The sequence below is a fragment of the Acidithiobacillus sp. M4-SHS-6 genome, assembly GCF_047421495.1.
Taxonomy (GTDB): domain Bacteria; phylum Pseudomonadota; class Gammaproteobacteria; order Acidithiobacillales; family Acidithiobacillaceae; genus Acidithiobacillus.
The window spans coordinates 2,109,841-2,129,074 of the sequence record NZ_CP175559.1 but is presented as its reverse complement, the minus strand read 5'-3'; the positions used below and the strand labels follow the sequence as shown (position 1 = coordinate 2,129,074).

Annotated in this window: 24 protein-coding genes and 1 pseudogene; 9 read left to right on the top strand and 16 right to left on the bottom strand. The window is 52.0% G+C overall.

The features are described 5' to 3' along the window. Positions 1-48 precede the first annotated feature (48 nt). Entirely contained in the window at positions 49-555 is a 507-nt protein-coding gene (locus ACJU26_RS11070) for an LEA type 2 family protein (RefSeq protein ID WP_414039705.1), read from the top strand. Here ACJU26_RS11070 and ACJU26_RS11065 read toward each other — a convergent pair. Genes ACJU26_RS11065 through ACJU26_RS11050 form a run of 4 tightly spaced genes read right to left on the bottom strand, consistent with a single transcriptional unit; the run spans position 494 to position 2,825 of the window. After that, on the bottom strand, positions 494-1,276 hold the full coding sequence (locus ACJU26_RS11065) for an endonuclease/exonuclease/phosphatase family protein (protein ID WP_414039704.1): 783 nt from the start codon (positions 1,274-1,276) through the stop codon (positions 494-496). The two genes, ACJU26_RS11070 and ACJU26_RS11065, sit on opposite strands and share 62 nt — an antisense overlap. Then, positions 1,269-1,634: a hypothetical protein gene (locus ACJU26_RS11060; protein ID WP_414039703.1), complete on the bottom strand. Its 366-nt coding sequence runs from the start codon at positions 1,632-1,634 to the stop codon at positions 1,269-1,271. Before ACJU26_RS11060 ends, ACJU26_RS11065 begins: the two co-directional genes overlap by 8 nt. Then, positions 1,631-2,389 carry a HesA/MoeB/ThiF family protein gene (locus tag ACJU26_RS11055; RefSeq protein WP_414039702.1) on the bottom strand — a complete coding sequence of 253 codons (759 nt, stop codon included), beginning with the start codon at positions 2,387-2,389 and terminating at the stop codon, positions 1,631-1,633. The genes ACJU26_RS11060 and ACJU26_RS11055 overlap by 4 nt, the downstream gene beginning before the upstream one ends. Then, positions 2,382-2,825 carry a hypothetical protein gene (locus ACJU26_RS11050; protein ID WP_414039701.1) on the bottom strand — a complete coding sequence of 148 codons (444 nt, stop codon included), beginning with the start codon at positions 2,823-2,825 and terminating at the stop codon, positions 2,382-2,384. The genes ACJU26_RS11055 and ACJU26_RS11050 overlap by 8 nt, the downstream gene beginning before the upstream one ends. 98 nt (positions 2,826-2,923) lie before the next feature. On the opposite strand from ACJU26_RS11050, the gene ACJU26_RS11045 reads away from it, so the two are divergent. Next, on the top strand, positions 2,924-3,046 hold the full coding sequence (locus ACJU26_RS11045) for a hypothetical protein (RefSeq protein WP_414039700.1): 123 nt from the start codon (positions 2,924-2,926) through the stop codon (positions 3,044-3,046). Positions 3,047-3,095: 49 nt separating this feature from the next. On the opposite strand, the gene ACJU26_RS11040 is transcribed toward ACJU26_RS11045, so the two are convergent. Then, positions 3,096-3,854 (bottom strand): hypothetical protein, encoded by a 759-nt coding sequence (locus ACJU26_RS11040; protein WP_414039699.1) that lies wholly within the window; start codon positions 3,852-3,854, stop codon positions 3,096-3,098. A 227-nt stretch (positions 3,855-4,081) separates the two neighbouring features. On the opposite strand from ACJU26_RS11040, the gene ACJU26_RS11035 reads away from it, so the two are divergent. Beyond that, a complete protein-coding gene (locus ACJU26_RS11035) occupies positions 4,082-4,504 on the top strand; it encodes a superinfection immunity protein (RefSeq protein WP_414039698.1) in 423 nt (140 codons plus the stop codon). Between the two features lie 191 nt (positions 4,505-4,695). On the opposite strand, the gene ACJU26_RS11030 is transcribed toward ACJU26_RS11035, so the two are convergent. From ACJU26_RS11030 to ACJU26_RS10980, 11 genes are all read right to left on the bottom strand, one after another. Next, entirely contained in the window at positions 4,696-4,959 is a 264-nt protein-coding gene (locus ACJU26_RS11030) for a tetratricopeptide repeat protein (RefSeq protein ID WP_414039697.1), read from the bottom strand. 325 nt (positions 4,960-5,284) lie between these two features. Next, entirely contained in the window at positions 5,285-5,854 is a 570-nt protein-coding gene (locus ACJU26_RS11025) for a hypothetical protein (protein WP_414039696.1), read from the bottom strand. Positions 5,855-6,048: 194 nt separating this feature from the next. Continuing rightward, positions 6,049-6,855 carry a peptidylprolyl isomerase gene (locus ACJU26_RS11020; RefSeq protein ID WP_414039695.1) on the bottom strand — a complete coding sequence of 269 codons (807 nt, stop codon included), beginning with the start codon at positions 6,853-6,855 and terminating at the stop codon, positions 6,049-6,051. A gap of 389 nt (positions 6,856-7,244) precedes the next feature. Further along, positions 7,245-7,970: a Crp/Fnr family transcriptional regulator gene (locus tag ACJU26_RS11015; RefSeq protein WP_414039694.1), complete on the bottom strand. Its 726-nt coding sequence runs from the start codon at positions 7,968-7,970 to the stop codon at positions 7,245-7,247. Positions 7,971-8,110: 140 nt separating this feature from the next. After that, a complete protein-coding gene (locus ACJU26_RS11010) occupies positions 8,111-8,404 on the bottom strand; it encodes a hypothetical protein (protein WP_414039693.1) in 294 nt (97 codons plus the stop codon). Between the two features lie 83 nt (positions 8,405-8,487). Further along, positions 8,488-9,570, bottom strand: coding sequence for a cytochrome d ubiquinol oxidase subunit II (locus tag ACJU26_RS11005; protein ID WP_414041972.1), 1,083 nt, complete (start codon positions 9,568-9,570; stop codon positions 8,488-8,490). Between the two features lie 87 nt (positions 9,571-9,657). Then, entirely contained in the window at positions 9,658-11,115 is a 1,458-nt protein-coding gene (locus ACJU26_RS11000) for a cytochrome ubiquinol oxidase subunit I (protein ID WP_414039692.1), read from the bottom strand. Between the two features lie 331 nt (positions 11,116-11,446). Further along, on the bottom strand, positions 11,447-11,971 hold the full coding sequence (locus ACJU26_RS10995; protein WP_414039691.1) for a thiamine pyrophosphate-dependent enzyme: 525 nt from the start codon (positions 11,969-11,971) through the stop codon (positions 11,447-11,449). 284 nt (positions 11,972-12,255) lie between these two features. Further along, a complete protein-coding gene (locus ACJU26_RS10990) occupies positions 12,256-12,621 on the bottom strand; it encodes a hypothetical protein (RefSeq protein WP_414039690.1) in 366 nt (121 codons plus the stop codon). Positions 12,622-12,792: 171 nt separating this feature from the next. Next, positions 12,793-13,173: a transposase gene (locus ACJU26_RS10985; RefSeq protein WP_414039689.1), complete on the bottom strand. Its 381-nt coding sequence runs from the start codon at positions 13,171-13,173 to the stop codon at positions 12,793-12,795. A gap of 185 nt (positions 13,174-13,358) precedes the next feature. Continuing rightward, positions 13,359-14,000 carry a transposase domain-containing protein gene (locus ACJU26_RS10980; protein WP_414039688.1) on the bottom strand — a complete coding sequence of 214 codons (642 nt, stop codon included), beginning with the start codon at positions 13,998-14,000 and terminating at the stop codon, positions 13,359-13,361. Between the two features lie 50 nt (positions 14,001-14,050). Between ACJU26_RS10980 and ACJU26_RS10975 the strand changes: the two genes are divergently transcribed. From ACJU26_RS10975 to ACJU26_RS10950, 6 genes and pseudogenes are all read left to right on the top strand, one after another. Further along, complete coding sequence (locus ACJU26_RS10975) at positions 14,051-14,788, top strand: carbon-nitrogen hydrolase family protein (RefSeq protein ID WP_414041971.1); 738 nt, start codon at positions 14,051-14,053, stop codon at positions 14,786-14,788. Continuing rightward, positions 14,781-15,299 carry a GNAT family N-acetyltransferase gene (locus ACJU26_RS10970; RefSeq protein ID WP_414039687.1) on the top strand — a complete coding sequence of 173 codons (519 nt, stop codon included), beginning with the start codon at positions 14,781-14,783 and terminating at the stop codon, positions 15,297-15,299. The genes ACJU26_RS10975 and ACJU26_RS10970 overlap by 8 nt, the downstream gene beginning before the upstream one ends. Before the next feature lie 172 nt (positions 15,300-15,471). Continuing rightward, a complete protein-coding gene (locus ACJU26_RS10965; RefSeq protein WP_414039686.1) occupies positions 15,472-17,124 on the top strand; it encodes an APC family permease in 1,653 nt (550 codons plus the stop codon). 7 nt (positions 17,125-17,131) lie between these two features. Beyond that, positions 17,132-18,100: pseudogene (locus tag ACJU26_RS10960) on the top strand (flavin monoamine oxidase family protein); the annotation flags it as partial. Between the two features lie 46 nt (positions 18,101-18,146). After that, positions 18,147-18,827, top strand: a complete 681-nt coding sequence (locus ACJU26_RS10955; RefSeq protein WP_414039685.1) for a flavin monoamine oxidase family protein — start codon at positions 18,147-18,149, stop codon at positions 18,825-18,827. After that, positions 18,809-19,231, top strand: a complete 423-nt coding sequence (locus ACJU26_RS10950) for an arginase family protein (protein WP_414039684.1) — start codon at positions 18,809-18,811, stop codon at positions 19,229-19,231. The genes ACJU26_RS10955 and ACJU26_RS10950 overlap by 19 nt, the downstream gene beginning before the upstream one ends. The last annotated feature ends 3 nt before the right edge of the window (positions 19,232-19,234 follow it).

The following is a 19,234-nucleotide window of genomic DNA, read 5'->3' as shown; positions in this document are numbered from 1 at the left end:
ATATTCCATGGGTTATACTCGATCACGGACATTTTCTGGAGTGGACTGATGCGTATTGTTGCACGAAGTAATGCCTTGTCCCAAAGTTTTTGGCGTTGGCTCTTGCTGACGCCAATGATTCTGCCATTGACCGCCTGTAGTGCTTTCCCCACCCATTCCCCGCAGGTGCAGCTGGAGAACATTCATCCCCAAACGGTCGGTTTGCTTTCCCAGACTTTTGATCTGGATCTGAAAATCAGCAACCCCAATAGTTCGGCCTTGAGTGCCAAGGCGGGCGAGGCGCGGCTGTATGTGCAAAACCGGCAGGTGGCTTATGGTTTGCTGAACAAGCCGGTACATATTCCGGCCTATGGGAGCCGCATTGTTTCGGTTCCGGTGACGGGCAATCTCTTGCCCCTCCTGGGGGATCTGAGCACTGTGGATAGCCGGAAAGGATTGCCCTATGCGGTCAAGGGTTATCTGGTGATGGGGATATTCAATAGTCGCATTCCCTTCAGCGTGACGGGTGCCTTGCATTTGCCCCTGTCTTCGAGTTCCAGCGCAGTCGCGCCTTGAGGGCGAGGTGATCGGAGAGCGGTTCACCGATACTTTCGATTTCGGTGAATTCCAGATCCCGGCTGCAGAAAATATGGTCGAAGGAAAAACGCGGTGACCAGCTCGGAAAAGTGGGCGGGTTCCAGGGCGGTGCCTGCAAGTTGCTTTCGGCCAGCAACAGGCGGATTTCCGGGGAACGCGCTGTACAGTTGAAATCGCCCATGAGAATCAGCGATCCGTGCTGGCGCAGGCGCTGGGCCAGATCGCGGATTTGACTGAAGCGAGCGTGACGACTTAATCCCAGATGGGTGATGACTACGGTCAGTGGTCTACCGTTGATTTCCATGCGAGTTTCCAGCATGCCACGGCCTTTCATGAAGCTGGGCAGGGCGTGGGGTTCACTGTGGGCAATAGGCCAGCGCGAGAGCACGCTGTTACTGTGCTGGGCCAGTTCGCCAAAATCCCGGGTGCGTTGCTGGGCCCAATAGGGGAACTGAGCGCGCTCGGCCAGAAAACCGGCCTGATTCACATACTGGCTGCGAAAAGAGCCGGCATCCACTTCATTCAGTCCGGCGATGTCGGCTTCACGCAGAATTTCGGCGATGCGTTCCAGGTTGCGCAGACTCTGACCATGGGGCATGACATATTTCCAGCCATGCAGGAGCATGTGACGAGCCCGGTGAGAACCAATCCCTACCTGGATATTGAAGGACATGACGGAAAAATCGTCGTGCTCAGTCATTTTCCAGCACGATGATGTTTTCCTGCCAGCTTTGTCCGCCGTCCCGGGTATAGGCGCGCAGGACAATCACACCGCGTATGTCGGTGGCCAAACGAATTTGATAGGGTGGGTCAAAGGGAGGCTGAGGCGTTTCCGGCGGGGTAGGGGTAGGGTTCCGGGGTGCTGCCGCGTAGCAGGCAAAAAGGCTTTCGCCCCGGCTGGTAAGCAGTTCCAGCGCTGCGGCGCGTTCGCTTCCTTGTGCCGGATAAACCGAACAGGGTCGTTCGTGGAGAGCCCCCACCAGTCCTTCGCCTCTACCGGATTGCAGGTCGCTGAGCAGGGCATTGGCGAGGGTGCGGGGAAGACTGAGGGCTTTCATCCACAAACTCCACAGGTAGGGTCGCGGCGCAGTTGCACCTGCCGCCACTGCCAGTGTAGGGCATCGAGCAGGAATAATTGTCCATTCAGGGGCGAATCATGACCACTGAGCAGGCGAATCGCCTCAACAGCCTGCATGCTGCCGAGAATGCCCAGTAAAGGACCCAGGACGCCATTGCGGGAGCAGCTGTCTTCCATGTTGTCGGCGCTCTGTTCCGGATAGAGGCAGGCGTAACAGGCAGTATCTGCCTTGCGAAAATCAAAGACGCTGATCTGCCCTTCCCAGCGGATCGCAGCGGCACTGACCAAGGGCTTACGCGCCGCGCAACAGGCGCGGTTGATGAGATGGCGACTCTGGAAATTATCGGTGCAATCCAGTACCAGATCATGGGTTTCCAGGGCGATGCCCAGGGATTCTGCCTGGGCGTGCTCAGTCCAGGCGCTCACCCGGATATGGGGATTCAGGGCCAGCAGCCGTTCCCGGGCGGCAATGGCTTTGCTGCGCCCTGCATCGGCTTCGCCATAGAGAATCTGGCGCTGCAAGTTGCTGGATTCTATCTGGTCGCCATCACAGACCGTCAGTTGCCCCACCCCCGCCGCAGCCAGATATTGGGCGGCCGGACAACCCAGCCCGCCCATGCCGACAATGAGTACCCGACCGTGCAGCAGTTGCTCTTGTCCGGCAAGGTCAATTTCCGGCAGGAGAATCTGGCGGGCGTAGCGCAACAGGCTGGCATCATCCAGTGCTTCAGTCATGGTTGAAATCATAGTCGATGTCATTGTCCGCAACCGGCATCCCTGGCACGGCCAGATAAGTCCCTTGCTGGCGATCCAAACGCACATGATAGCGTTCACGGATGGCATCCAGCATCCAGAGAATCTCGCTCGGGTGCCCGGCGTGAGCGCCGTGCAGGAGATGGCGTAGATAGAGGGCGTCGGCATTCACCTTGATCAGCAGGGGCATGGGTAAATCCAGAGGAAGGATATGATGGTGCACGACCCATTCGATGGGCGTCGGCGGGTTGCTCGGGGCGATACGGCTATCTACCCGAAAATGCCCACCCCCGCCGGGTTGTTCCAGCAGATCCTTGAAATACTGATCCGGAAAACCGCGATGCACGATGAGTGTGCGACCGTTGAAGCGGTTGATGAACTGTTCTTGCAGGAGAATATGCGGTAGAGCGTTTGGCATGCTTCCAGTGTAGCAACGCAGGGCATTATCGGCCACTATTTGTCTTTCCCAAGACCGGGCGACCATCGGAACTCAAAATCGGCTTTGGCATGGAGCCCATGCCTTGTGAGCAGGAGTGCAGCAATGTCGCCTTTGCCCGGATCGAGGTCATCGCGCATCATCGCTTTGTGCTCTTCAATCATGCCGCCCTGGGAGAGGACTGGCAGCACCAACCTCAATGACTACCTCGCTTTCCCCCATGCCGGCCAAAGCTTTGTTGAAATTTGACCGTCATGATATTTGTTGGGTTTCTTCCGCAAGACGAACTCCCGAAGCTATCCAGGATGAGGGAACCCAAGCAAGGTGCCGAGACGTCGTATTCTTTCCTTGAAGCAGTGCATAGCCGTTCACCAGTTGGCGCGTGTTTTGGATATCTTTCAGCCAGGCACGCCGACTGATGTTCCCGTGTTTTGCATCCGGTATCGGGAGCGCGGCAATAATGGCTACATTCGGATATTCCTTGTGGATAGGGGGGCTGAAGAAACGAATTATCTGCGCATATTCTGCGGGCTTATCTCCATAGGCGGCCACGCGGAGGACAAGACCATTCCCCTGAGCGGATATTTTCAGGAGTCTTGAGAGCGCTTGCTGACCCTGCAGAACCTTCCATTTCCGCGACAGTGGTCCGCTCTTCAAACCCAAACAGTGCAAGGAGGGGGCCAAAATAGCGTGCTTGGCATGGGCAAAAGCCAGTCCTCCGAAAAGCTGGGCCATCACCACCGGATGCCGCCGTTGTCCTTCGGGGCTCCTCGTACCCAGCGACAAAATCCAGTTGTCCGGCCGCGCATGGGCCAAGGCCGCGAATGTGTTGATATTGTTACCCCAATACGCATACCCTATTGAGCCTGAAACACGCTTTCCTAAAGGAGGAAAATGCTGGTTGGTTCCAGCCATCAGTATCAATCGATTTTGTCCCTGATATAAGGATGAGTAACGACCAGATCTCGATGTAATATGTAACCATAAAGCAACAGGCATCAGCCATAACATGGTTGCGGTCTCCTGATTCTTGGCAAATATACGTCAATATCACTTTACGTTCATCATGTAATTCATACGGTCGATTCTTCCACAGACGCAGTTTTCATGCCGTAGAGGAACTCTCCGGAAGCAAAGTCAGTCTAGATTGAGCACATCCTTCTACATTCTGGAGAAACCAGTCCATGATAGCACATAGCCTATCCTTTTTGTTGTTTATACCACAGAAGGGGCTATGAATGACTGGTACAGAATTCCATATTCTACCTTTATATCTCTCCATTTTGAAGAAATCCGCCATCATTTGTGCGGCATTTATAGGTTATCTTTTACCTTCACTATGGTGCAGAACGAAGAAAAATAGATATGGTTTATATCTAATCAATTTCTTTCTTGGATGGACAGTGATAGGCTGGTGGTGGTGTTGGGAGCTAGCCACAACGCAAAGCTCATTCAACAGGGGGCCGTCTTTTAAGAGGGCGATCAAGCGCGGCGTTGTCACTATCTTGTTGCTCTGTTGCGGCATATTTATGGCCATATTCATTGCGCTCCATGTGAATCCCGGCGCCATGAATAAAACACAAGTTACGGTTGTCCAACCTGCATGGAATATGAATGCCGTAAAATTAAAATGCAGTACCGAGCCTTTCGATGCCGCCTAGCCGTTCAGCATGGTTCTGATGACATCCTTCGGGGTGAGTTAAAACAATCATCTGGAAGTTGCTGGATATTTCTGGAGGCAAAAAACCCGTTCAATATGCAGGTGTCCTTGATGACCGATCCACAATTCCCAGAAAGCAGCGAACAAAATCACCGCAAGGATTTTCACCATACGCTTGAACACAAGAACGGCTCATTTCCGTCGGTCTTTGGCGGATTGTTGCCACCAGTACACGGCCTTGTGGGTATTCATGGGGACCCCTTCGCCAAAGTTATAGGCAAAGGCCAGATGAAATGCGCCATTGGCATTGCCAGCATGGGCGGATTTACGAAACCAGATGTCGGCTTTTTTCCAGTTTTCCCGAACGCCTCTTCCATGTAAGTAATCCACACCTAAGGCGTTTTCTGCCGCCGGATCTCCCAGATGCGCCCATTTTTCAATCTCCACTAATGACATTCCTGCCACCGATTTGGGCATTTCCAGAACATGTATGGGATATTGGGGGATTACTGAGGCCCGTAATTGACCAGCGGTTGCAACGGCGGGAATCCAGGCAAGACAGAAAAGGAAAGTCCCAATATGGCTTCGATACGATCGCGTAGGCACCTAACCCTTCCTCAGAAAAAATGCCCCGTGACGTGGGGCTGAATCTGTCAAGGGATTGAACAGATTCCCGGCAGATGCCTGATTCCAAGAGACTTTTGGAGTATTCGCCATCATCACCTGCTGCTCGTGTTCAGACACCGCGAGCTGGTCTTTGGGGTGTATCGAATAAATGCCATTAAATGGGCAACTTAGGACTGGCGGGTTGCTGTGGGTGCCGCCAGCGCACCGACATGACTTCATGGCCCGGCAGAGTTTTTGCGGGAGCTGGTGCCAGGTGGGCTGGAGGTGCCGGAGGGGGCATGACCGGTCCCGGCAAAAATATTCTGGTCATCATGACCGGCTCCGGAAAGTTAAAAAGGGGATTTGCGAAGGGGCCAAAAGACACCCGCATCAACTGATTCATCTCGGCAATCTGGCGATCCATCGCGACTTGCATGGAACGCATTTGCCATAAACTCCGATGGAGCATCGCTTCCGCCTGCACGGGGGAGAGCTGCCCGGCGGTAACGTGCATATGTTCTGGCATACCCTGAGTTCCCCAGGTAACGGTGTGTATCTGAATAATCCCTCCCGGGATGTGGATAGTGCGGTTTTCTGTGGAAACAGGCACTGAATGCCCATCTACTGAGACATAGCTAGTCGCCGCATGAGCGAGGGGAAAGGCCATCGCCGCGATGCCCAGGACGGGCAGGCTCAGCAAGGTGAACCACCGGCGTTTTGTTTTCGAGAGAGGGCTTCTTTTCATGACTATCCTCCTTATGTCAAAAAAACCCTTGAGACCCAAACAATCGGCAGGAAGCAGGGTTCCTTCACCACTGGTGAAAGACCGAAATACCCATGGAAAGTTCCCTGCGATGATGCTGGCGTCATAGGTATCTCCCGGTTCTACCAGCTAAACATAAAATAAATCGGTCAGTTTTCATTGGCCACCATCAAGCTTCAGCGATGAATAATGATTTTCGCTTTTTTTCTTAGGACGGTTACGAATCGGGCTGCCTCCTGCTCCGACAGTTGGGTCTTGATACGGTCCTGCACTGCTTTAAAGGGAGGAGGAGTCAAAGCATGGGCCGCCTGCACCTCAATGATACGGTAGCCAAAGTCTGACTTTAAGGGACCAACCGGTTTACCTATAGGAGCTGTTTCGATGGCGCGTGCCAAACTTGGCACAAACATACTCGGAATAATCCATCCAAGTTGACCTCCATGAATGGCGTTCGCTTTATCGATGGAATTCTTTCTGGCTAGCGCGGAAAATCGATGCCCATTTTTGAGTTGCGTCAGGATTTCATCTGCTTTGCCTTTGGTTTTGACAAGAATCTGTCGTACCTTATACTTTTCCTTACCCATCGTCTGAATCATTTTCTCATAAGCTGCGCGGATGTCGGTTTCTGGAATGGGGTGTTGTCGAACATATTGATCGACGGCGGCGTTCGCCAGAATCTGGCGATTGGCCAAGGCCAAGCGCGTTTTTACTGTACCGGAGTGTTGCAGTCCCTGTCTCTCGGCATATTGATACAAGAGCTCCATGTTGATCAGGTTTTGCACAATGTCCTTATGGGCATGAGGAATCTTGGCCAAGGAAGGATTCATGGCCATGATGGCCTGCACTTCACTATTCTGAATACTTACACCATTGACAGTGGCTACTGGAGCAGCAAAAGCAGATGTGGCTGTCATCACGAATGGAATAGCAAGAAGAGCTCCACGGAGTTTCATTACTTCACCTTCACTATAGATTTTATCCACTTTAAAAATCTGTACTGAATGGTGGACATGAATAAGTGATTTTAGTTCCTGGCCGTTTTAAGTGGGGGTCAAGGACCATCTGCCCAGAGCTCAGTACCATATCTAGGGCAGATATTTTGTTCTGCAGAGCCGGGAGCTATTGGGACCCGAATAGTTACCAGGTGCTGCCCTGTTCGGAAACCGCACCCTGATGGCCAAGCGCATAGCCCGTCAGACCACCTAGCCCGGTGCCTGTCGCAGCACCTGCCACGCCCCCAATACCGCTCCACCCGCCGGATCTGTCGTCGTACGGCTGGGATCTGTATATAGAGCGTCGCCCGAAAGTGTATTGTGCACATCGGTGACATTCAGGATGAAGCATGGCTCCGTCATAGCGTAGATCTTGGGGCTTAGACCTTGGGCTCCAAGCCTCCGGTAATCCGGAGTAGCGGAAGTCGTTCAATACGGATGCGATTACCGGATTCCTTGACGTATCCCTGACGCTTGAATTCTGCCATGATTCTGGAAACATGGGCTGAAGAAAGTCCCAGGTAACTGGCCAGATCCTTTCGCTCCATTGGAAAGGCTACCAAGCTTCCATCGGGAAATACTCTGCACCATTGACATAAAAAAGCAGCAACCGAGGACTCGGCCTTACCGGACCCTGTTTCGGCAAGATGCAATTCTGCATCTTCCAGAGCCCTTTGCCATCGTTCTAGCAGTGCCTGGCGAATTTTGGGAAGATTCTCGGACAAGTGGTTCAAGGTTGCCAGATCCAGCAAACATAAATCCGACGCTGCCAGCGCCGTGGCAGTATGTTGATAACGTTGACGAGCCTGACCCAATCCTTCGAATCCTAATAAGTCTCCGTCTCTCAGCAGACGTACGATTCTTGGGCCAGGCTGGCCATTCTTCTGTACGCTGAGTTTGATTGCCCCAGAACGTAAGGTAAAGGCATAACTGGCTGATTCGCCTTGGCGGTATAGCTCGGCACCAGCAGGCAAATGAATGTCTTTTACATCCATACCCAGGTCGGACAAGTCTGTAATGCTGAGCCCGGCAAAAATACTCAGCTTGCGCATAGGACAGCGCACGCAATCCGATTCACCGGAAAGCGTCCATATCGGGTCATGCATAAGCACTGTGTTTCCTTGGACATGTAAAAACCTCCGAACCCAGAGTAAGCAACGGATGGCTAGAATCCAATAGATACTTTCAGAATACGAGCCTGCTTGGCAAGCACGGTTCGGAGGCAAAGAACAAAACTGTGGTCAACTCAAGGAAAACAACTTTTGGTCCTTACCAAACTTTGGCGAAGGACCCGAAAGAAACGTTGGTAACGAGATAGCTCCTGCTCCAGGAGCAAGCGGCGGTCGGACATGGTTATCCGTGCCCGGCTATCCAATGCCTCTTCGACATTGAGCGCGTCCAGTTCCCCCATGAGAGCTTCCCATTTTTCGTTGACCAAATCATGTTGACTTTCCAATGCATCCAGAATATCCAGGATTGCGTAATCATCGGGGCGGCCTTCCAGCTCCCGCTTACCATACACAGAAGAAATGAATTTCATGACTTGCTCCAAGGCATTGCGCCTGTTTAATCTGTTGCCGATATTGTGGGAGGATACCCAAACACGGGATCCTCCCCACAGCTCTAATGACCTGCGTAGCTGGCCATTTTGGTCATCCGACCCCGAAAGACCCAAATCTGATAGGCGTTATACATGATCATGATGGGCACGAAACCCGTCATGAACAAGGTAAACACGGCAATGGAATTGGCGGGATTGGCCGCTGCCGAGATCGTCCAGGTTTCAGGCACGATATAGGGATACATGGTCGCCCACATGGCAAACCACAGCAGAACGACCACTCCCTCACCCCAGAGCAGGGCAGTAAAGTCGTGCTGCATGGAATGATTCATCATGGATTTGTAGGCAAAAAACAGTACCACCAAGAACCATAAAGCCCATACCCACCAATAAGAGCCCGTCCATTTTGCCGCCGCCCAGGGGAAAATCGCGTAAGACCAGATCAATATCACCACGATGGCCGCCAAGGCAAGGTACGAAAACCAGGTGGTCCAGCGTTGCGCTTTCACGTTGATGGGGTCTCCCTTCTCGAAACGGGCACACAGATACAATCCGCCAGCCAGTCCAGCCGCAATCACGGCTCCAAATCCCGTGAAAATACTGAAGGGGGTCAAAAAGGTCAGGGCATTACCGGTAAAATGAGGAACCGGAGAGTTCACAAAAAGGCCGGGAGCCCCTTTCGCCATGGCCGCGCCGGCATGCATGGGAAACCCCTGCAGGGTGGCACCCAAAGCCAGGCCGGCCCCAAAGGGTGCCAGGAAGCTGCCGCCGGCGAATGCCCAGCCCCAGAACCGTTTACTCCCAGTGGCATGCACATGAAACTCGAAGGCGACGGCCCGAGAAATGACTCCCCACAAGGCCAACATCAACGGGATCATCAGATAATTGAAGGCAGAGCCATACACCAATGGAAAAGCGCCAAACAAAACACCGCCTGCCACGACGAGCCAGGTTTCATTGCCATCCCATATCCCGGCCATGGACGCCATAATCGCGCCACGTTCCTGCTCATCCGGGGAAAACAAGGCAAAAACACCCGCCCCAAGATCTGCTCCGTCCAATGCAATGAAAAAAAGAAACAACAAACTGAGTAACAGCCACCACCACGTCGTCAGCGTCGTAGCGATTCGGGCAAGATCGAACATCATGATTGACTCCTTAAGAATGTCCCGTTCAACCCTTTCGGGTTGACCGGGAACCCCCCTGCAGCGCTTGCCGCCGGAGGGGCGTGATTAAAGATGTTTCCCCACGGCGGGCTTGGCAAAAGTCGGCGTGACCATGCCTCCGCCGGCGTGTTCGTCGCTGGCCACATCCTGTTCAGGGGCGCCCGGCAAGGGACTTTCCAGATCAGGACCTTTCCGGATGACGCGTGAAAAGAAATACCAGGCCCCGGCCCAGACGGTCAGTTCAAAAATGCCGTACCCGGTAAACCAGGCAATTTCCTGACCAAGCCCCATGTGACTTACCCCCTCGTAAGTACGCATGATGTTGAAGACCACCCAGGGTTGACGCCCTACTTCGCGGGTCCACCAGCCAGTCCAAACGGCCAGATAGGGGAGAAAGGCGCCGAACACCATCGCCCGCAGAAACCAGGGGCGTTGCCGCAGTCCTTCCACGGTGAGTTTGCCACGGATGATCAGTGAGGTACCCCACAAGGCCATGAAGAAGAGGAAGAAGCCAATGGCCACCATGATCCGGAAGGAATAGAAAGGCACCCACACATTCGGACGATCCTTGGCCGGGAACTGATCAAGGCCAGGAACCACGCCATTCCAGGTGTGCGTCTCCAGCAAGCTCAGGACATGAGGGATCTGAATGGAAAATAGGCTACCGTCGTTGTTGGCATTGGGAATGCTGATGAGATTCCAGGCGGTGTTAGGTTTTCCGTCCGGCAGGTACGTATGGTAATGCCCCTCCATGGCCGCCAGGGAGGTTGGCTCGCTATGGGCAACATCGACACCCAAGCTATCCCCTAACCATATTTGAATGGGCGTTATGATCAACAGCGCCAAAATCGCGGGTTTCAGCATCTTGACGAAGAGATCCGCATGACGGTTTCTGAGAATGAACCAGGCGCTGGTCCCTGCCAGCACAAAAAATCCCAGGATCATGGTCGCGACCCACATATGAGGAAATCCCCAATCATTACTTTCATTAAAAATGGCACTCCACCAGTTGGTCACCTGAAAGAGGCCATCTTTGAGTACTACACCATCCGGCGTCTGCATCCAGCCGTTGGCCACCAGAATCCAGTAGGCGGATAAACTGGAAGCAAAGGCCACATTGAAGGTGGCAAACAGGTGCATGCCCTTGCCAATTTTGTTCCATCCAAAAATCATGAGACCGATGAAACCCGCCTCATACATAAAAGCCGTGATGGTTTCGAAGCCGAGAATATTGCCGAAGAAAGGGCCTACGGCTTGAGAAAATGGGCCATAAAGGATCCCAAAGGCCATTTCCATGGTGACGCCAGTGGCAACGCCCGCACCGAAATTGATGATGAAGATTTTTTCGAAAAAGCGGTTGAGACGATACCATCGCTCGTCCTTGGTGCGTAACCAGGCCACCTCCAGCCCGAACAGAATCCAGGAAACACCAATGGTCAATGGTGTCCAGAGGATATGCATCGAAGTGATCCAGGCAAAGTCGAGGCGACTCAGCAGGATCGGTAAAGTGTTTTCCATTAACATTATAGCAAACTCCTCATGCAAACATGCTAAGAAAGTAAAGACGACTATCAGCAAAGCTTTCACCGTCATTTTTCTAGTAGCATGAAATGTGCCATTATTTCATTAACGGATAAACAATCAGTTAGTTATGAAGAATGATAATTATCATTTCCATGATGTATACTTGAACCGTGAAAAAAAACCGATCTGGTTGTTATAAACCAAGTAATCCACAAATTGATTTTCTGCAATTGAAGGTGTCAATGCTTATCCCTGGCATTGGCAGCACAGCAGAATCAGCAATGATTTTGGGAGCGCTGCAGGGCCGGGTTAATAAAGACAGTGAGACTGGTCAATAAAGGGGTGACAAGCGTTTGGTGATCGGAATGACCAGTACGGTGACGCCTGCCTGCTGCAAAGCTTTTTTGAAGTGCTCTGCAAACTCAACCAAGGAAGTTGACAGCACACTTGTTGCCCCATATCCCTGTGCCAGGGAAACGCAATCCAAACCCGGAAGGTCCAGCCCGGGAACATGGGGAGTGTTTTCCAGGATGGCAAATTGCTTGAGGATCCCATATTCCTCGTTCTGAAATACGACGGCAATGATCTGGAGCTGCTGTTGTACGCCCGTATAAAGCGCCTGAAGAGAGTATTGGAATGACCCGTCGCCCAGCAAGGCAAGCACGGGGCGATGGGTTCCGGCCTGCCGTTCACCAAGGGCTAGTCCTACGGCAGCTGGAAGTCCCCACCCCAGGCATCCAGAGGCAGCAGCATAGAAGGTATCCGGCGCGGAAAGTCGAAAAACGTCCTGCATCATGGGGACGATGGAAGGGCTCTCTTCAACCAGGAGACAGGGCGCGGCCATCGATTCTGCCATGACTTCCAAAACCGCATGCGGGTGGATCGGGCGCGCCGTCCGGTTGCTGCTTGGAGGACGATTTTTTTCGGCTTTAAACGGTCTTTTATGGGTCAATCCCAGAATGCCCTGAAGGAAAAGTCGACTATCACTGACCAGACTATCGCCAACGACCGCCTTAGCGGAAATGTCAGGATCATCTGTGACATGCAACAGGAGGGCGCCATCCGGCAGGTACTTTCCAGGAATCCAAGGGTAGTAACGAAAGACAGGAGCACCAACTACAATCACCAGATCATGTCCAGTTAGGGCTTGGGTAAGCGTCCCAATCCCCGAAGGCAGGGTCCCTTGAAACAAGGGATGGTTTCGGGAAAAGCATTTCGTTCGGAGAAAGGAGCCATCCATACTGGAGCGCCAAGGGTTTCGGCAAACTGAATGGCCTCATTCCACCCTTCACTTCTCGCCACGTCGGCACCATATACAATCACAGGTTGGCGGCTTTCGTTTATCCGTTGGGCAAAAACAGGCAGCAGCGCGGGATCGGGAGCTTGCCGCGTACAAACATTGCGCAAGACCTCGATTTCGACCATCTTCTTGTTCCAGTCATCCAGGGGAAGAAAGAGAAATACCGGCCCTTGGGGAGCCTGCATGGCTACTGCATAAGCTCGCATGAAAGCGCCCGGTACATCTTCCGGCCGGGTCGGTTCATAACTCCACTTGACCAATGGTTTTGGTAAGCTGATGGATTCGATGTTGGTTAGGAACAATAATGTTTAGATAGTAAGAATCATGGGGCATGGGTCACACGGTATCCGCAATGGATCGCCTCTATCCTTACAGACCTACCCCGAGGGGGGAATAGCGGCGACTGCCGGAAGACAGCGATGCAGGACGCGCACCGCATGGATGAAGGACCGGTCCTGGGCTGCCTGTCGGGTTTGCGCTGCCGCTTCGGTCATCAGGTGGCGGATAGCGGCATGGACCAATAGGAGGGCATAGAATTCCTGCTCTACCAATTCCAGTCGCTTACTCCGCAGCACGACACGGCGCTCGGCCAGATGGGTTTTGAGTTCATCGAAACTCGATTCGATGGCCCAGCGCTGATGATACAGGGCGGCCAACTCCACGGCCGGGGCTTCTATGGGGTCCAGCCAACTGGTCATCAGCCGGTAAGAAGATTCTGCATCGGGGATGCCCTTCAAGGTATATTCGATCACCCGCACGCGGATCCCATGGCGCTGTTTTTTCCGGTCTGTATGAAGTGGGATAAATCGTGCTGAGATAAGACCCGTCGGGCAAGATTTCTTCTCGGGGCAATTGCACCACGCGGCTCAGTCGAAACAGCAGTCTGGCGCCGGTGGCGAGGGAATGCTGCCAGAATGCGTAGCTATAAAACCCCGATCGGCGGTCACCAGCATGCTGGAATCCGCATGCGCCATGACCGATAAGGCCAAGTCCCGCTCTCCTTGTTGGTAAGGCCCGGGTTCCGCGTAGCACAAGGTGTGGGTGCCTCATTCGGCCATGGCGACAAATCGGAGCTGGGGAAAAGCCGATGCGCTCGGGATGCCGGTGGGTAGCCGTAGCATTCTGCATTGGCGGCTTCATCCGGCATATCCAGGGTGGAGCCGTCGATGGCCATGATCCGCAGACCGCGATAAAATACGCTTGGCATCCCCTGTGGGCCATGCGGCTGGACCTGCGCTTGATACAACGCCTTCAGTGGGCCTGGACCGACACGCCTGCGGGCTTGGGAGATCGCCCCTTTGCTGACCGTGCTCTGCAGTAAGCCCTCATTCCCGAGCAAAGGTCGCAGCCCTTCGAGCACCAAACGGAGCACCTCCTCGTAGGCGACATTGGCATAGAGCACCATCGCGAGTACGAAGTAGATCAGCACGTCATGGGGCAATCCACGTCGGCGTTGGCTTTCCAGACTTTGTTGCGCCAATGTCTCCCGGACTTTTCCAATGGGACAGCGCATCGCCAGATAGCCCACCGTCAGGTAGTCGGCCAGACGAGCGCCTGTGGATAATTGTGCCTTGGTACGTGCCATTGTCATGTCTCCCCCAAAGTAGAACATGGCCGCTATTCTGACAGAAAGTTATCTATCTAAACAGTATTGTAGTTAGTAGAGGTGTTGATTTGCTGGTTTTCCCTGAAATGTACTTGACGGGTTATGCCATCGGATTGCAGGCGGTACAAACGCTAGCCGAATTTGCCCACGGGGTATCGATGCAGGTCATAGCGGCTTGCGCGCGAGCGGCTAAACTGACGATTGTCTATGGGTATCCTGAGCGTGACCCGGCTGGTTTTGTCTATAATTCCATCAATGTCATTTCGTCTAATGGCGAGCTATTGCTGACATATCGAAAGGTGATGTTGTTTGGCAACGTAGATCGGGCACAGTTCAGTCCAGGGAAAGGATACTGTTTGCCTATTATGCTACATGGATTTCGTATAGGTTCCGGAATTTGTTATGATATTGAGTTTCCCGAGGTGGCAAGAACATTGGCATTGGCAGGTGCCGAAATTTTGGTGGTGCCGACAGCCAATATGCATCCGTTTGAATCAGTTTCAGATCGCCTAATTCCCGCCAGGGCACAAGAAAATGGGATGTTTGTCGTCTATGCCAATTATTCTGGGCACGATGCCATGTTTGATTATTTTGGGAAAAGTGTTATTTGTGATCCATTTGGCAATGATCTTGTACGCGCAGAGCGTGGCGAGCAATTGTTGGTTGCAGATATTCATCATGATATTATGTGTTCCGCAAGAGCTTTGAATGATTATCTCAAGGATTATCGTAATGCGGAGGCGTATATCCGGATCATGGATGCGTGAAAGCGTGAAATTGAAAGTGGTACATGTGAATTTTACCTCGGAAGAGCACCGGCAGGCACTTACAATACTCCTGAATAGCTATGCCAGTTTGCCGGTAGGGCAGGGGGAGGCTCTGAGCACGGATCGCCTTGCTGCCATTTGGCGGGCATTGGGTGAAAGGAGTTGGGTACACGCCTTCCTGGCCTATGACCACATGAAGCCTGTGGCTATGGCAATCTGTCTTGAGGGGTTTTCGACTTTTCAATGCGCACCATTGCTCAATATCCATGATTTTTATGTATCTGAGGATTTTCAGGGGCAGGGGGTGGGTAAAGCTCTGCTCTTGCAGATAGCCGAAGAGGCTAAGCAGGCAGGATTTTGCAAAATCACCCTTGAGGTTCTGGAAAACAATCTACCTGCCAAGGCACTATACCGTAGTTTGGGGTTTGTTCCCTATCATAACCCGATAGCTGGAAATGCGGAGTTCTGGCAAAAAATTTTACTTTCTGAAAATAGCGGCATCCGGCATTGATTTGTTCCTTTTTGGTGTAAATGGGTTGCTCATTAGGTGCAAAGGCTCCAATATGGTGCGCTTATTCCCTATATTTTACTAAAAAGTAAAAATTAAACCTTGTTCAGATGATGGCACTGGTTTTGCTTAAAATATTGCATCAAAAATGTGAACAATGCCGCAGGAGTATATTATGGCTATAAACCATCCGCAGGTGGGAACAGGACACGGTAAACTTTTCCTCGCCAAGGGCTTGAAGCGAGACGGGACCATGTTGGGCCTATTATTCGCGAGCCTTACTGGTATTATTGGTTCTGGCTGGTTGCTGGGTCCGATGCTGACGGCTCAGGTCGCGGGGCCCTATGGCATCTGGTCTTGGGCTATTGGCGGATTTTTAATCCTATCCCTCGCCATGTGTTATGCCGAATTGGGCCCCTTAATTCCCCGTAGTGGCGGTGCCGTGCACATCAGTCGGGTGGGAAACGGCCCCATGTTGGCTATGGTCTGGACCTGGATATTGTTTCTGGGCTATGTCACTACGGCACCAACGGAAGTGGTTGCCATGGTGACCTATGCCAACAATTATATACCAGGGCTGTTGCAGACTCACAGTTCTTTGTTGAGCGGGCTTGGGCTGGTGGTCAGCGGCGGTCTGCTAATCTTGTTGGCAGCCATTAATATGTTTCGCATTGGTACCATTCTGAATGTGAGCCGCGTGCTGATGGTGATTAAATTATTAATTCCCTTGATCGTCATCGTAATGTTCCTGAGTTATGCTTTTCATCCCGAAAATCTGCATGTGACGGCTGCCCATCACGCCGGTTACCTGAAGGGCATGTTTGCCAGTATTGCAACGACCGGTATTGTGTTTAGCTATCTTGGTTTTCGGCAGGCAGTGGAATTGGGGGGCGAAGCAAAAAATCCGCGAATCAGTATCCCCGTGGGAGTCACCATCTCGGTAGCCATTGGTATTGTGGTGTATGTGGGGCTGCAATGTGCTTTTCTTTTGAGTGTGGCCCCTCATTACCTAGCTGCAAAAGGCTGGACAGGCGTAAATTTTCCGGGTATTAACGGTCCTTTTGCCGCCATCGCCGGGATGTTGGGTTTGGGCTGGTTGGCTTATTTGCTTTATGCCGATGCCCTAGTATCTCCTACAGGTACGGCAATGATGTATACGACTACCAGTTCTCGCATCACCATGGCGATTGGTGAACTGTATCCCAAAAAACCAACGTCTAATTTGACGACTATCAATAAAATTGGCGTACCTTTTATCGCGGTGTTCGTGGTGATTGGGGTTGGCTTCTTGTTTTTGCTACCCTTTCCATCCTGGCAGAAAATGACCACCTATGTAGCATCCATAACTTCACTTTCATATGGTTTGGGCCCCATTGTTCTTTTGCAACTCCGCAAGGCCGCACCTGAGCTACATCGCCCCTTTCGCTTATGGGCCGCTCCCGTTATTGCCCCTTTCGCTTTCATTGCGGCTAACCTGATTATCTTCTGGTCAGGGGTGTCAACGCTCGATTTTCTCTTTGGCATGTTGCTGATTTTCATGGTGCTGGCTTTACTATGGTTTTATATGACTGGTCAGCATAAGATCACCGCCTTTGGCTGGAAGTATGGTTGGTGGTTGATTCCCTATTTTGGAGGCATGTGGGTCCTCACCAAATTGGGCACGTCAGAGGTGGGAGGCATTGGCTGGATTCCCTTCTATTGGGACATGTTGCTGGTGGCCCTATTCAGTTTAATAGTCTTGCGGTTAGCCCTGTATTGTGCCGTGCCACATTCTGAGTCCCGATCTTATCTGGAACAATTGGGTGATATGCCGGACATTGGAATGTGAGGATATTATGTCAGAATACATTGATTTTCAGGCATTATGTCCGGATTTTCCCTTTGATTATCTACGCTGGTTAACCGCTCAACCTGGATTGGGGAGCTTGCCAGAGGAGCGAAAGGGAACACCTGTAGCCATTGTTGGAGCAGGTATAGCTGGTATGGTGACCGCTTATGAATTAATGCGTCTTGGGTTGCGTCCTGTGGTGTATGAAGCGGGTTGGATAGGTGGACGTCTGCGTTCTCATCGCTTTGAGGGGGCGGATAGCGATATTGTCGCTGAACTTGGCGGGATGAGATTCCCCGCTTCGGGGAAACTATTCTGGCATTATGCAGACTTGCTGAATCTGCGCAGACAAGCGTTTCCCAATCCCATTTCAGAGGCGGCGGGGCATACCACCGTCGAACTATTGGGGAAACGCTATCATGGAAGCCGTCTTGAAGACTTTCCAGGCACTTTTACAGATATCCTGAGCGCTTGGCGCAATGCGCTCAATGAAGTCGGGCAAATGGACAAGTTGCAGCAAGCCATGGGTGAAAAGGATGTTATCACCATCAAGAAAATTTGGAATGATTTGGTCCGAGACTGGGATGACCGGACATTTTATGATTTTTTATGTAGCGCCCAGGCATTTGTGAACCTCCCCTATGAATTCAAGGAAACCTTCGGACAAATAGGTTTTGGTACAGGGGGATGGGACTCTGATTTTCAGAACACGATGCTGGAAATTTTCCGGGTAATTTTTTGCGAGTTTGATGATCATCAGTATATGGTGGTAGGTGGTGCCCAGCAGGTACCTTGTGGCCTCTGGAGTCATCGCTGTCATCATGATCACTCATTGAAAGAACTGAACGGCGGGGCTCCACACGGTAAAGTAAAACGAATATATCGGCATTATGATGGTGTTTCCCTGGTACTCGAAAATGAATGGGGCATGGCCGAATCTTATGCTGCCGTCGTATTGACATGTCAAAGCTGGTTGTTGACAACTTCCATTGAAGTAGAAGAAGCCCTTTTTTTCGGACCGCATGTGGATGGCTCTGGACCGAACTCGCTATATGCAGTCATCCAAGACCTTCGTGCTGGTGGACCGGCCCTTCTGGAAAAACCCACATTACGATGTGGAGGCTCAGTCACTGAGTATGACGCTTACAGACCGTTTGACACGAGGCACCTATCTTTTTGACTACGGCCTGGAGCGACCGGCGGTTATTTGCTTGACCTATTCCTGGATGGGGGATGCACTGAAAATGTTACCCCTGTCCATGGAAAAACGTACCAGACTGTCGTTGTCGTCCTTGTTGAAAATTTATCCTCATGTGGATATTGCTAGTCATATCAAAAGCAACCCAGTCACCATCTCATGGGAATTGGAAGAAAATTTTCTAGGTGCTTTCAAGGGCGCTTTACCTGGTCACTATCGATACAACAGGATGATGTACACTCACTTTTATCAACGAACATTTCCAATGGAGCAAAGAGGTGTTTTCCTCGCGGGTGACGATATTTCGTTTACCCCCGGATGGGCGGAAGGGGCTATTCAAACGGCTCTCAACGCTGTCTGGGGCGTTCTGCATCATCTTGGTGGTCAATCGCATCCGCAGAATCCAGGACCTGGTGATTGCCTTATTTTGATGCGCACACCGATACCTGGCCCGACGAAAGTCGCGAAAGTATCAGTCATGGGACGATGTTTTACAAAGCCGTGAAGGAAGGTCTTATTGATGTCGATCATTCAGTACAGGTAGGGATCCGTACCTGGAATGATGACACCTTGGGTATTCACCAGTTGCCAGCACCTATGGTGCATGAGCTGCCAGAGAAGGAGCTGGTTGGACAAATCCGCGAGATCCTCGGAGACGGTCCCGTGTACTTGACCTTTGACATTGATTGTCTGGATCCTGCTGCTGCACCTGGCACCGGTACGCCGGTTTCGGGTGGTCTTAGTAATTCCCAGGTGCTGGGCATACTGCGGGGTTTGGAGGGGGTGAATCTGATCGGTGCCGATGTCGTGGAGGTGGCGCCCGTTTATGACCACGGTGAAATTACGGCTATCGCCGCCGCCCATATTGCGGGAGAGATTCTCTGCCTTTTTGCTATATCTAACTCATAACTA

Bases quoted from the DNA above. Each gene is read 5' to 3' on its own strand.
- ACJU26_RS10995 (WP_414039691.1), bottom strand. From the start codon at position 11,971: ATGGCAGAATCGATGGCCGCGCCCTGTCTCCTGGTTGAAGAGAGCCCT.
- ACJU26_RS10980 (WP_414039688.1), bottom strand. From the start codon at position 14,000: ATGGCACGTACCAAGGCACAATTATCCACAGGCGCTCGTCTGGCCGAC.
- ACJU26_RS11050 (WP_414039701.1), bottom strand. From the start codon at position 2,825: ATGCCAAACGCTCTACCGCATATTCTCCTGCAAGAACAGTTCATCAAC.
- ACJU26_RS11030 (WP_414039697.1), bottom strand. From the start codon at position 4,959: ATGTCATTAGTGGAGATTGAAAAATGGGCGCATCTGGGAGATCCGGCG.
- ACJU26_RS11065 (WP_414039704.1), bottom strand. From the start codon at position 1,276: ATGACTGAGCACGACGATTTTTCCGTCATGTCCTTCAATATCCAGGTA.
- ACJU26_RS11000 (WP_414039692.1), bottom strand. From the start codon at position 11,115: ATGTTAATGGAAAACACTTTACCGATCCTGCTGAGTCGCCTCGACTTT.
- ACJU26_RS11010 (WP_414039693.1), bottom strand. From the start codon at position 8,404: ATGAAATTCATTTCTTCTGTGTATGGTAAGCGGGAGCTGGAAGGCCGC.
- ACJU26_RS11005 (WP_414041972.1), bottom strand. From the start codon at position 9,570: ATGTTCGATCTTGCCCGAATCGCTACGACGCTGACGACGTGGTGGTGG.
- ACJU26_RS10955 (WP_414039685.1), top strand. From the start codon at position 18,147: ATGTGGATGGCTCTGGACCGAACTCGCTATATGCAGTCATCCAAGACC.
- ACJU26_RS11025 (WP_414039696.1), bottom strand. From the start codon at position 5,854: ATGAAAAGAAGCCCTCTCTCGAAAACAAAACGCCGGTGGTTCACCTTG.
- ACJU26_RS11070 (WP_414039705.1), top strand. From the start codon at position 49: ATGCGTATTGTTGCACGAAGTAATGCCTTGTCCCAAAGTTTTTGGCGT.
- ACJU26_RS11045 (WP_414039700.1), top strand. From the start codon at position 2,924: ATGCCTTGTGAGCAGGAGTGCAGCAATGTCGCCTTTGCCCGGATCGAG.
- ACJU26_RS10965 (WP_414039686.1), top strand. From the start codon at position 15,472: ATGGCTATAAACCATCCGCAGGTGGGAACAGGACACGGTAAACTTTTC.
- ACJU26_RS10990 (WP_414039690.1), bottom strand. From the start codon at position 12,621: ATGCGAGCTTATGCAGTAGCCATGCAGGCTCCCCAAGGGCCGGTATTT.
- ACJU26_RS11055 (WP_414039702.1), bottom strand. From the start codon at position 2,389: ATGACTGAAGCACTGGATGATGCCAGCCTGTTGCGCTACGCCCGCCAG.
- ACJU26_RS11040 (WP_414039699.1), bottom strand. From the start codon at position 3,854: ATGTTATGGCTGATGCCTGTTGCTTTATGGTTACATATTACATCGAGA.
- ACJU26_RS11015 (WP_414039694.1), bottom strand. From the start codon at position 7,970: ATGCATGACCCGATATGGACGCTTTCCGGTGAATCGGATTGCGTGCGC.
- ACJU26_RS11060 (WP_414039703.1), bottom strand. From the start codon at position 1,634: ATGAAAGCCCTCAGTCTTCCCCGCACCCTCGCCAATGCCCTGCTCAGC.
- ACJU26_RS10970 (WP_414039687.1), top strand. From the start codon at position 14,781: ATGCGTGAAAGCGTGAAATTGAAAGTGGTACATGTGAATTTTACCTCG.
- ACJU26_RS10950 (WP_414039684.1), top strand. From the start codon at position 18,809: ATGTTTTACAAAGCCGTGAAGGAAGGTCTTATTGATGTCGATCATTCA.
- ACJU26_RS11035 (WP_414039698.1), top strand. From the start codon at position 4,082: ATGACTGGTACAGAATTCCATATTCTACCTTTATATCTCTCCATTTTG.